This window comes from Ruegeria sp. CH5 (assembly GCF_056537025.1).
In genome coordinates this window covers 205,407-216,442 of sequence record NZ_JBQFQT010000003.1, presented here as the reverse complement: position 1 = coordinate 216,442, position 11,036 = coordinate 205,407, and the positions used below count along the sequence as shown (strand labels likewise).

At 64.2% G+C, this 11,036-nt stretch carries 10 protein-coding genes; 5 read left to right on the top strand and 5 right to left on the bottom strand.

Annotated features, from left to right (window positions below; translation table 11 throughout):
- The first annotated feature begins 4 nt into the window (after nt 1–4).
- Entirely contained in the window at nt 5–580 is a 576-nt protein-coding gene (locus ACR0JC_RS11380) for a DUF1285 domain-containing protein (RefSeq protein WP_170341838.1), read from the top strand.
- Here ACR0JC_RS11380 and ACR0JC_RS11375 read toward each other — a convergent pair.
- Entirely contained in the window at nt 577–1,515 is a 939-nt protein-coding gene (locus ACR0JC_RS11375) for a DMT family transporter (protein WP_170373009.1), read from the bottom strand. The genes ACR0JC_RS11380 and ACR0JC_RS11375 overlap by 4 nt on opposite strands.
- 180 nt (nt 1,516–1,695) lie before the next feature.
- Here ACR0JC_RS11375 and ACR0JC_RS11370 point away from each other — a divergent pair, with 180 nt between their 5' ends.
- A complete protein-coding gene (locus ACR0JC_RS11370; RefSeq protein ID WP_170341834.1) occupies nt 1,696–2,448 on the top strand; it encodes a hydroxypyruvate isomerase family protein in 753 nt (250 codons plus the stop codon).
- Nucleotides 2,449–2,524: 76 nt separating this feature from the next.
- Nucleotides 2,525–2,755, top strand: a complete 231-nt coding sequence (locus ACR0JC_RS11365; RefSeq protein ID WP_170341832.1) for a DUF2798 domain-containing protein — start codon at nt 2,525–2,527, stop codon at nt 2,753–2,755.
- A gap of 49 nt (nt 2,756–2,804) precedes the next feature.
- Here ACR0JC_RS11365 and polA read toward each other — a convergent pair whose 3' ends face one another.
- From polA to ACR0JC_RS11350, 3 genes are all read right to left on the bottom strand, one after another.
- Nucleotides 2,805–5,603, bottom strand: a complete 2,799-nt coding sequence (gene polA / locus ACR0JC_RS11360) for a DNA polymerase I (RefSeq protein WP_170341831.1) — start codon at nt 5,601–5,603, stop codon at nt 2,805–2,807.
- Between the two features lie 70 nt (nt 5,604–5,673).
- Nucleotides 5,674–6,144: a hypothetical protein gene (locus ACR0JC_RS11355; protein ID WP_170341830.1), complete on the bottom strand. Its 471-nt coding sequence runs from the start codon at nt 6,142–6,144 to the stop codon at nt 5,674–5,676.
- A gap of 81 nt (nt 6,145–6,225) precedes the next feature.
- Nucleotides 6,226–6,402 (bottom strand): zinc-finger domain-containing protein, encoded by a 177-nt coding sequence (locus ACR0JC_RS11350; protein WP_005980050.1) that lies wholly within the window; start codon nt 6,400–6,402, stop codon nt 6,226–6,228.
- Between the two features lie 89 nt (nt 6,403–6,491).
- Here ACR0JC_RS11350 and ACR0JC_RS11345 point away from each other — a divergent pair, with 89 nt between their 5' ends.
- Nucleotides 6,492–7,484 (top strand): ABC transporter ATP-binding protein, encoded by a 993-nt coding sequence (locus ACR0JC_RS11345; protein WP_170341828.1) that lies wholly within the window; start codon nt 6,492–6,494, stop codon nt 7,482–7,484.
- Here the strand turns inward: ACR0JC_RS11345 and ACR0JC_RS11340 are convergent.
- The gene (locus ACR0JC_RS11340) at nt 7,474–7,944 is read right to left on the bottom strand and encodes a DUF1203 domain-containing protein (RefSeq protein ID WP_170340942.1); all 471 of its coding nucleotides are present in this window, start codon (nt 7,942–7,944) and stop codon (nt 7,474–7,476) included. The genes ACR0JC_RS11345 and ACR0JC_RS11340 overlap by 11 nt on opposite strands.
- A 122-nt stretch (nt 7,945–8,066) precedes the next feature.
- On the opposite strand from ACR0JC_RS11340, the gene ACR0JC_RS11335 reads away from it, so the two are divergent.
- The gene (locus ACR0JC_RS11335) at nt 8,067–11,021 is read left to right on the top strand and encodes an error-prone DNA polymerase (RefSeq protein ID WP_170341826.1); all 2,955 of its coding nucleotides are present in this window, start codon (nt 8,067–8,069) and stop codon (nt 11,019–11,021) included.
- Nucleotides 11,022–11,036: the final 15 nt, after the last annotated feature.

Below are 11,036 nucleotides of genomic sequence, written 5' to 3'. Positions count from 1 at the left end.
AACAATGAGCGGACAAAATCCTGTGAAACCGTCCCCTGAGGGTCTGGCGGCCTCGGTCAAGGCGGCCAAACCGCGGGGTCTGCCCCCTGTCGAAAGCTGGAATCCTCCGTTCTGCGGCGATCTGGACATGCGCATCGCGCGCGATGGCACCTGGTATTACCTAGGGTCGCCCATCACCCGGTTCGAGCTTGTGAAGCTTTTTTCCTCAATTCTTAAGAATGAAGGGGACGCCTATTTTCTGGTCACCCCGGTCGAGAAGGTCGGCATCAGGGTCGAAGACGCGCCGTTTGTGGCGGTCGATTTCGACCGGACCGGCGCGGACGAGGATCAGGTTCTGACCTTTACCACCCATGTCGGCGATACGGTGTCGGCGGGTCCGGATCACCCGATACGGGTGGCCATCGACCCGGAAACAAACGAACCCAGACCCTATATATTGGTGCGATCAAACCTTGAGGCGCGGATCGACCGCAAGAGTTTCTACCGCCTTGTGGACATTGCGACGGAACGCGCCGGGCAGGTCGGGGTCTGGTCCGGCGGGCAGTTCTTTGTCTTGGGTCGCGCCGAGGAAACGCCTTAGGCAACCCGTCGTGCGGGACGGTCTTGCGCAAGGACAACCGCCAGCGCCACGACTCCGGCGCCCAGCGCCCGGGTCCAGTTCCACTCCGAACCCAGAACCACCATGATGAGCATCACGTAGAACGGGGCCACATTGATGTGGAATGACGCCAGAGCAACACCCAGCCGGCCGATCGAAGCGATGAACAGGACCTGGCTGAGGCCGAGAGAGATCACGGCGTAGATCGCCAGCATTCCTGCCTGCTGCGGGTCGATCGGCGACGATGGCCAGACTTCGAACCCGAGGACGCTCGACAGATAGAACAGCGCGCCGGCCATGAACGTGCCGCCGATCAGCGTGATCGTGGTACGTCCGGTCTGGCTGAGGTCCGGGAAGTCCCGCGCGGTCGCCATGCTGGCCCAGCAGAACAGCGCGGTCGAGGCGATGGCGCAAAGCGCGCCCAACCCCAGCTGGGCCGGCGCCACCGCGCTGGTTGCGATCAGGCCGCCTATGATCGAAACGGCAACCCCCAGCGCGAAGTTCCACCGCAATCTGCGCGTTCCCGCAGCCAGCTCGAGCAGTGTCGCAATCAAAGGCGCGCAGGAGGCGATGATGGCAACGGTTACGGGATCGGTCAGTTTCTGCGCCAGGATGATCAGGAACATGCCCAAGCCAAGTCCAAACCCGCCCACTCTCATCGCATGGGCCCAGCGCGCCCGCAGCACCGCATCCGCGCCATCGATCCACAGCCAGATCGGAATCATCACGGCCACCGCCAGCATCAGCCGCGCGGCCAGCAAGGCAACCGGCGGCCAGGTCTGCAGCAGGATTTCGGCCGCCGGGAATCCGGCCGCCCAGGTCAGCATCGACGCCACCGCCAACCCGTTTCCGGACAAGGCGGATTGCCGCGCACCGGGCACAGCGAAACTGGGCCCGCGAACGGGGTCCGGACTCATGGCCATCGGTTTCAATCCTTTTGTTGGTGCAGCGCTACGAAAATGATTCGCTGCAATACCCCGACCCTTCACATTCGGCCCACGCCGGTCTGGCCGATTTTCGACATATTGTCGTTTTCAAACCCTTTCTCTGCGCACCGCCCGCGACTAAGGTCAGCACGCCATCGGACCGAGAGGACAATGCCCCGATTTGCCGCCAATATCTCGCTGCTCTTTGCCGAGCTGCCCTATCTCGACCGATTCAAGGCGGCCGCGGATGCCGGGTTCAAGGCAGTTGAGATCCTGTTTCCCTATGACCTGGCGGCCAAGGAAACCCGTCGCGCATTGATGACCAACGGTCTGGACCTTGTGCTGATCAACGCGCCGCCGCCCAACTATACCGGCGGCCAGCCGGGCTATGCGGCTGTTCCGGGGGGCGAAGGGCGGTTCCAGTCCGACATCCGCCGCGTCCTGCGCTATGCCGAGGCGCTGAAGCCCGGTTTGATCCACGTGATGGCGGGCTATGCCTCGGGGGCGGACGCACGGGACTGTTTTGTGCGCAATCTGCAATGGGCTGCGGATTTTGCGCCGCATCAACGGTTCACGATCGAACCGCTGAACCCGGTCTCGCAGCCCGGATACTTCCTCAACGACTATGATCTGGCCGCCGCGTGCCTGGACCGGATCGACCGTCCGAATGTGGGCCTGCAATTCGACAGCTTTCATGCCCGGATGATCCATGGCGATGCACAGGCCATCTGGGACAGATTCCGCGACCGGATCTTACATGTTCAGATCGGATCGGCCCCCGACCGGTCGGAACCTGGCCGGGACGAGACCGATTTCCCCGCGTTGTTCGCAGCGATCGACGACAGCGGCTATGATGGCTGGGTCAGCGCCGAATACACGCCCTCGACGCGGCGCACCGACGCCTCTCTGCACTGGATGCGATAGGCCTGTGCACCTGCGCACTGGAAATCACATCTTGGATATCGCATACGAAGCGGCAACTCAGCAGAGGAACAGCCGCATGATCCCCGCCCGCTTTGCCCCCGTCCTGTTCGGATTGATCCTGTCGGGGCTGATGTCCTGCATCGTGACCTGCATCGCAACGGTCAAAGAGATCGGGCTGGGCCCCGAGACCTTTGTCAGCTGGATGGGCGCGTGGAGCATCAGCTGGCCGGTGGCGTTTGCTGTGGTTCTGGTCATGGCACCGTTGACCCGTCGGCTGGTCGCGCTGTTAGTCAGGCCCGAGGCCTGACCTGCCGCGAAGATGGCCCGCCGGGCCTGATGAGCGGCACGGCGCTTGCCTAATGCGCCTCGGCCCAGTTGGCGCCTTTGCCCGCATCCACCGTCAGTTTCACGTCCAGCTTCACCGCTGGATCGGGCGCGTTTTCCATCACGTCTCGGGCAATCTCGATGATCTTGTCCACCGCGTCTTCGGCCACTTCGAACAGCAGTTCGTCGTGCACCTGCAGCAGCATCTTGGCCGGCAGCCCGTCGATCGCCTCGGGCATCCGCACCATCGCCCGCCGGATCACGTCCGCCGCGGTACCCTGGATCGGCGCGTTGATCGCCGCCCGGCGGGCAAACCCCGCATGCGGCCCCTTGGCATTGATTTCTGCCGTGTGGATCTTGCGACCAAACAGGGTCTGCACATAGCCATGCTCTTTGGCAAAGGCGATGGTGTCATCCATGTAGCGCCGGATACCCGGGAAGCGTTCGAAATAGCGGTCGATGAAGCCCTGCGCCTCGGCCCGCGGAATACGCAGGTTGCGCGCCAGGCCAAAGCCCGAAATGCCGTAGATCACGCCGAAATTGATCGCCTTGGCCTTGCGACGGATCTCGGGCGTCATCTCGTCCAACGGCACGTCGAACATTTCCGACGCGGTCATGGCGTGAATGTCCAGCCCGTCGGCAAAGGCCTGTTTCAAGGCCGGAATATCGGCGATATGGGCCAGGATGCGCAGCTCGATCTGTGAATAGTCCAGCGAAACCAGAACATTGCCCGGCTCGGCGATGAAAGCCTCACGGATGCGGCGGCCCTCCTCGGTGCGCACCGGGATGTTCTGCAGGTTGGGGTCGGTCGAGGCCAGACGCCCCGTGTTCGCCCCGGTGATGGCGTAGGATGTATGCACCCGCCCCGTGTCGGGGTTGATATGGGTCTGCAGCGCGTCGGTATAGGTCGATTTCAGCTTGGACAGTTGCCGCCAGTCCAGCACACGGCGCGGCAGTTCATGCTCGGTCGCCAGATCTTCCAGCACGTCGGCACCGGTCGAATACTTGCCGGTCTTGCCCTTCTTGCCGCCTTCCAGACCCATCTTTTCAAACAGGATCTCGCCCAGCTGCGCAGGCGAGCCGACGTTGAAGGTTTCTCCGGCCAGCTCGTGGATTTCAGCCTCTAAACAGGCCATTTTCTGGGCAAAGGCGTTCGACATGCGGCTCAGCACGTCGCGGTCGACCTTGATGCCATGCATCTCCATCTCGGCCAGAACCGGCACAAGGGGGCGCTCGAGCGTTTCATAGACGGTGGTCACCTGAACCCGGTGCAACTGCGGCTTGAACAGCTTCCACAGGCGCAGGGTGATGTCGGCATCCTCGGCGGCATAGGGGGTGGCCTCGTCAATCGGCACCTTGTCGAAGGTGATCGCCGATTTGCCCGAGCCCAAGAGCGGCTTGATCGGGATCGGCGTGTGGCCCAGATAGCGTTCGGACAGCGTGTCCATGCCATGCCCATGCTCGCCCGCATGCATGGCATAGGACATCAGCATCGTATCGTCGATCGAGGCCACATCCACGCCATAGCGCGCAAAGATCTTGGCGTCATATTTCATGTTCTGTCCGATCTTCAGGATCGACGGATCCTCAAGCACCGGCTTGAGCATCTCCAGCGCCTCATCCAGCGGCATCTGCCCCTCGGCCAGCGCGTCCGAGCCGAACAGGTCGTCGCTGGCTCCGTCGCGGTGGGTCAGCGGGATATAGCAGGCCTCGCCGGGCTCGATACACAGCGAGATGCCGACCAGATCGGCGATCATTTCGTTCAGGCCCGTGGTCTCGGTATCCACGGCCAGCCAGCCGCGCTCATAGGCCTGATCGATCCATTTCCGCAGCGCAGCCGCATCGCGCACGCATTCGTATTTTCTGGCATCGAACGGAATGTCCTCGGCCTGCGGCTCATCTGCCGCCGGCGCCGGAGTATCCGCGATCACCGGCGGTTCGACGCCCAGCTTGTCGGCGATCCGCTTGGTCAGAGTGCGGAACTCCATCTCGGCCAGGAACTCCATCAGCTTGTCCGGATCGGGATCGCGCAGCTCCAGATCATCCAGCGTGAAGTCCAGCGGTGTTTCGCAATCCAGCTGCACCAGCCTCTTCGACAGCTCGATCTGATCTCGTTTCTCGATCAGAGTTTCGCGGCGCTTGGGTTGCTTGATCTCCTCGGCGCGGTCCAGCAGCGTCTCCAGATCGCCGAACTCGTTGATCAGCAGCGCCGCCGTCTTGATCCCGATCCCCGGCGCACCCGGCACGTTGTCGACGCTGTCGCCGGCCAGCGCCTGCACATCGACGACGCGCTCGGGGTAGACGCCGAATTTCTCGAACACCCCCTCGCGGTCGATGCGCTTGTTCTTCATGGCATCCAGCATCTCGACACCGTCGCCCACCAGCTGCATCAGGTCCTTGTCCGAGCTGACGATGGTCACCCGCCCGCCGGCCTGGCGCGCCTGGCAGGCCAACGTGGCGATGATGTCGTCGGCCTCGTACCCCTCCAGCTCTTTGCAGGCGATGTTGAAGGCCTCGGTCGCCTGCCGGGTCAGCGGGATCTGCGGGCGCAGGTCCTCGGGCATCGCCTCGCGGTTGGCCTTGTACAGGTCGTACATGTCGTTGCGGAAGGTGTGCGAGCCCTTGTCGAAGATCACTGCCAGATGGGTCGGCGCGTCAGGGCCGTGGTCGCCATCCACGTACCGCTGCAGCATGTTGCAAAAGCCCGAAACGGCGCCAATCGGCAGCCCGTCCGATTTCCGCGTCAGCGGCGGAAGGGCGTGATAGGCGCGAAAGATGAAGGCCGATCCGTCGATCAGATGCAGATGGCAGCCTTTTCCGAATTTGCTCATGCGCGCTCTCCCTGTCGGTCAGGGACGGTTCTGCCACAGGGGCAGCCGAGTGACCAGTCAGGAACGCGCCCTAGCCGCCAAACAGACCGCTGAAAACATCCGAGAAACTGTTCAGCAGCGCCATGATGACCAGCGCACCGAGGAACGCAAAAAACGCCATCGCGAAGAACTGGAACAGGATCGCGCCCGTTCCGATGACCAAACCGGCGATGGCCGGGCGGCGTTTTTCGTGCCGCAGGATGCCGATGACCGAGACGACGATCGCCAACCCGCCCAGCATGGCGACGCCGATCTGCAGAAAGTCATCCAGATCGCGGGTGGGCGCGACCGGCGCAGGCTGCTCCATCCCCGCGGCGGCCCGCAGGGTCGATTTACCCAACTCGGCGGCCAGTTCGCCCAGCGTCACGCCGGTGGATTGCTGCGGTGCGAACGGCCCTGCCCAGAACACGAACAAGGCTGCGAACAGGGCCAGTACCGCAAGCATAAACCCGGCCCAACCAAAAACCGGATTGCCGGTATCAGCAGCAGTCATATCGGTCATCATTCGCACCTACGTTGGTCACACCAACGCACTAGGTGAAAATCGCGGCGAGATTTGGGCGGACCGCGGTTGGGCAGGCAATCAGTGTTGCTGTGCGTCCTTCAGAACATACTTGCAATCGCAATAGGGGCACTCGACCCAGCCCTGATCCTCGGGGATCTGCAACCAGACGCGCGGATGGCCCAGCGCGCCCTCGCCGCCATCACAGGCAACGCGGCTTGTCTCGACGATCTTGGTTTCCGGAGCTTCGATTGTCACGGCGTGCGATCCTTCACTGGTTGTCGGCCTCGCGGGCATGCATTAGGTGCGTTTATGAGCGATCAGGAAACCGGGGGCAAGAGCCAGCAATGACCGATGCAGCGATCAGCCTTCGCGGCCTGCGCAAAACCTATCGCGGCGGCAAGGGCCAGCCCGAGAAACACGCGCTGAAGGGCATCGATCTGGATATCCCGCGCGGGTCTGTCTTCGGCCTGCTGGGGCCGAACGGCGCCGGCAAATCGACCCTGATCAACATCCTGGCGGGGTTGGTGATCAAGACCGCGGGCCAGGTGACGATCTGGGGCTATGACCAGGATCGCAACCCGCGCCAGGCCCGCGCCGCCATCGGGGTGATGCCGCAGGAGCTGAACCTCGACCCGTTCTTTACCCCCCGCGGCGCGCTCGAGGTGCAGGCGGGGCTCTATGGCGTTCCCAAATCGCAGCGGCGCAGCGACGAGATCCTCGAACTAGTGGGCCTCAGCGACAAGGCCGAGGCCTATGCCCGCACGCTGTCGGGCGGGATGCGGCGGCGCCTGCTGCTGGCCAAGGCACTGGTGCACCACCCCAAAATCCTGGTTCTGGACGAACCCACCGCCGGCGTGGACATCGAACTGCGCCAGATGCTGTGGGCCAATGTGCGCAAGCTGAACCAGCAGGGCATGACCATCATCCTGACCACCCACTACCTGGAAGAGGCGCAGGAGATGTGCGACGAGATCGCCATCATCGACCACGGCGAGAAGGTGGCGCAGGACAGCACCGCCAACCTGCTGGGCCGCATGGACGGACGCACCATGGTCATCACCCCCGAGGCCCCGGTAACCGCCCTGCCCGCCGCCCCCGGCGTTCAGGCCAGCCTGCGCGACGACGGCAGCCTGGCGCTGCACTACCGCAGCCCGGAAACCAGCGCCGAGCAAGTGCTCGAGGCGGTCCGCCAGGCCGGCATCCGCATCCGCGACGTGCGCACCGAAGAGGCCGATCTCGAGGACGTGTTCCTTGCCCTCACCTCCTCGCGCGCCGACGATGCCCCGGCCGACGATCAGGACCAGCCGCGCCGGGGTCTGCACCGGGTCAAGCTGTGACCCGGTCGATCCGCGCCTGATAGCAGTTGTTCCGGGCCGAGCGTACATGGATATAGGCCACCTCGGGGCGGGCAAGTATTGCATCCACCGCCGCGCTGATCCGTCCGGTGGGTGTCACGACGCCGGTACCGTAGACAATCCGGTCATCGCGGCCATAGCCCTTGATCAGATAATCGGGCGATGAGGTCAGAACCTCTGGCAGATCAGTCCCTTCATACCGTTCACAAGGGCTTGCACACAGGAAGATCGGCCCCGTTTCGGCATAAGGATGTGTCTCTGCAAAAGGCCGATGGGCCAGAATCAGCATTTCTGCACCTTCGGGAATGTGCTGCAAGCAATGGCGGCACGGATTTCCGGTTCCGGTTGATACCGCGCGTTCAGGCGCGTGTCCGTAGGCATCGGGCGCGCCTGCCTGAAAGGCGCGTACTTCGTCGGTGGGCAGGGCGGTGATCTTGAACATCTCGAGTCTCCTTTTGTTGCCCTGACAATGCGCCTGCAACACGCGGGCAGACGACCCGTTTCCTGCGCAATGCAGACAGGGACTCGAAAAAGAACAAAACGTGAATATAATGTGGAATCGCCATGTATGCCGAGCTGTCGATCACCTCGAACTTCACCTTTCTCACCGGGGCCTCGCACCCCGAGGAGTACATGGAACGCGCCGTCACCCTGGGCCTGCCCGCCATCGCCATCGCCGATAACAACTCGGTGGCCGGCATCGTCCGCGCCCATACGCAGGCGCGCGAGATCGCCCGCAAGGTGCGCGAACGCCGCGCGTGGGAAGAACAGAACACGCCCATCGGCCCGCCCCGCCCCGATCACATCCCGAAACCGCCCTCGTTCCCGGTGCATGCGGTGCCGCGCCTGATCCCGGCGGCGCGGCTGATCTTTACCGACGCCCCGCCCGTAACCGCCCTGCCCCTCAACCGGCAGGGCTGGGCCAGCCTGTGCCGCCTTCTGTCCACCGGACGGCTGCGCGCGGCCAAGGGCGACTGCATCCTGCACCTGTCCGACCTGCTGGAGTTTTCCGACGGCCTCCACCTGCTGCTCTGGCCACAGGCGGGCCGTCCGACCGGCGGCGCGAGCGGATGGCGGACACAGGCGCAACAGCTGACGCGCCGCTTTACCGGGCGCATGCATTTGCTGATGCATCCGCGCTATGACGGGGCGGATTCGGCGTTTTTCCATTTGTTAGAGACTGAATCGTGCCACCTGGGCCTGCCCACCATCGCCAGCGCCGCGCCGATGATGCATCACGGCTCGCGCCGCCGGCTGGCCGATGTGCTGACCGCGATCCGGCTGCGCCGCAAGGTGGACGATCTGGGCCGTCACGCGCTGGCCAATGGCGAACAGCGCCTGCGCTCGGAACCCGAGATGCTGCGCATCTTCAAGGGGCATGAAGGCGCCGTGGCCCGCGCTTATGCGCTCAGCCAGGAACTCACCTTCTCGTTGGACGAGCTACGCTATGAATACCCAAGCGAGGTCAGCGGCACCGAAACCCCCGCCCAGCGCCTGCACCGTCTGGCGCATGAGGGGCTGGCCTGGCGCTATCCCGCCGGCGCGCCCGAAAAGGTCAAGGCGATGCTGGCGCATGAGCTGACCCTGATCGGCAAGCTGAAATACGAGCCCTATTTCCTGACCGTCCGCGACATCGTGCACTTCGCCCGCGGTCGCGGGATCCTGTGCCAGGGGCGCGGCTCGGCGGCCAATTCGGTGGTCTGCTACTGCCTGGGCGTCACCTCGGTCAGCCCCGAGATGGGCACCATGGTGTTCGAACGCTTCGTCTCCGAGGCGCGGGACGAGCCGCCCGACATCGACGTGGATTTCGAACATGAACGCCGCGAAGAGGTGATCCAGCACATCTATGAACGCTATGGCCGCCACCGCGCGGGGCTGTGCGCCACGGTGATCCACTATCGCGGCAAGCGCGCCATCCGCGAGGTGGGCCGCGCCATGGGCCTGACCGAGGACACGATTTCCGCCCTGTCCTCGCAGCTGTGGGGGTTCTTCTCGACCGCAGGGCTCGAGGCGGAACGGATGCGCGAAATCGGCCTCGACCCCGAGGACCGCCGCCTGAAACAGACTCTGACACTGGTGCATCAGATCAACGGCTTCCCCCGCCACCTGTCCCAGCATGTGGGCGGGTTCATCATCACCGAGGGCCGTCTGGACGAGCTGGTGCCCATCGAGAACGCCACGATGGAGGACCGCACGGTCATCTGCTGGGACAAGGACGACATCGACAGTCTGGGCATCCTCAAGGTCGATGTCCTGAGCCTTGGCATGCTGACCTGCATCCGCAAGGCCTTCGACCTGATCGCCCAGCACCATCAGACGAGTTACACGCTCGCCACCCTGCCGCCCGAGGACCCGGCGGTCTATGACATGCTGTGCCGCGCGGATTCGGTGGGCGTGTTCCAGGTGGAATCACGTGCTCAGATGAACTTCCTGCCCCGGATGCGGCCGCGCAATTTCTATGATCTGGTGATCGAGGTCGCCATCATTCGCCCCGGCCCCATCCAGGGCGACATGGTGCATCCCTATATCCGGCGTCGGAACGGCGAGGAGGAGGTCAGCTTCCCCTCGGACGCGCTGGGCGAGGTGCTGGGCAAGACGCTGGGCGTGCCGCTGTTTCAGGAACAGGCGATGCAGATCGCCATCGTCGGCGCGGGCTTCACCCCCGAACAGGCCGACCGGCTGCGGCGGTCGCTGGCGACCTTCAAGAAGCACGGCAATGTCAGCGAATTCCGCACCCTGTTCCTGCGCGGGATGCAGCGCAACGGCTATGACGCCGAATTTGCCGAGCGCTGTTTCTCGCAGATCGAGGGGTTCGGCTCCTACGGCTTCCCCGAAAGCCATGCGGCCAGCTTTGCGCTGCTGGTCTATGCCAGCGCCTGGATCAAGTGCCACCATCCGGGGATTTTTGCCTGCGCGCTGCTGAATTCGCAACCAATGGGGTTCTATGCCCCCGCCCAGATCGTGCGCGATGCGCGCGAGCATGGCGTGCAAGTGCGTCCGGTCTGCATCAATGCCAGCTTCTGGGACAACGTGATGGAGCCAGACGGCCATGGCGGGCTGGCCCTGCGGCTGGGCTTTCGCCAGATCAAGGGCCTGAGCGAAGAGGACGCCAGTTGGCTGACCGCCGCGCGCGGCAACGGCTACCATCAGGTTGACGACGTCTGGCGCCGCGCGGGCCTTGGCCCCTCGGTGATCGAGCGTCTGGCCGAGGCCGATGCCTTTGCCGCCTGCGGCCTGACCCGGCGCGAGGCGCTGTGGCAGGCCAAGGCGATCGCCACCGCCCGGCCTCTGCCCCTGTTCGCGCAGGATCTGGAAGGCGAGGCGCTGGACGAGCCCGCCGCCCATCTGCCGCAGATGTCGCTGGGTGAACAGGTGGTCGAGGATTACGTCGCCACCCGCCTGAGCCTGCGGGCACACCCGGTGGCCCTGTTGCGGCACCTGCTGACGCCGGGGCAGCGCGACAATTCCGCCCCTGCATCCGGGCCGGAAAACGCGGTATCTGCCCGGAACAGAGCCTGAATCGAAAGCCCCGAT

Excerpts from the sequence above, each read along its gene's own strand:
- ACR0JC_RS11380 (WP_170341838.1), top strand. The coding sequence starts at position 5 with ATGAGCGGACAAAATCCTGTGAAACCGTCCCCTGAGGGTCTGGCGGCC.
- ACR0JC_RS11345 (WP_170341828.1), top strand. The coding sequence starts at position 6,492 with ATGACCGATGCAGCGATCAGCCTTCGCGGCCTGCGCAAAACCTATCGC.
- ACR0JC_RS11375 (WP_170373009.1), bottom strand. The coding sequence starts at position 1,515 with ATGAGTCCGGACCCCGTTCGCGGGCCCAGTTTCGCTGTGCCCGGTGCG.
- ACR0JC_RS11365 (WP_170341832.1), top strand. The coding sequence starts at position 2,525 with ATGATCCCCGCCCGCTTTGCCCCCGTCCTGTTCGGATTGATCCTGTCG.
- ACR0JC_RS11335 (WP_170341826.1), top strand. The coding sequence starts at position 8,067 with ATGTATGCCGAGCTGTCGATCACCTCGAACTTCACCTTTCTCACCGGG.
- ACR0JC_RS11340 (WP_170340942.1), bottom strand. The coding sequence starts at position 7,944 with ATGTTCAAGATCACCGCCCTGCCCACCGACGAAGTACGCGCCTTTCAG.
- ACR0JC_RS11355 (WP_170341830.1), bottom strand. The coding sequence starts at position 6,144 with ATGACCGATATGACTGCTGCTGATACCGGCAATCCGGTTTTTGGTTGG.
- ACR0JC_RS11370 (WP_170341834.1), top strand. The coding sequence starts at position 1,696 with ATGCCCCGATTTGCCGCCAATATCTCGCTGCTCTTTGCCGAGCTGCCC.
- polA (WP_170341831.1), bottom strand. The coding sequence starts at position 5,603 with ATGAGCAAATTCGGAAAAGGCTGCCATCTGCATCTGATCGACGGATCG.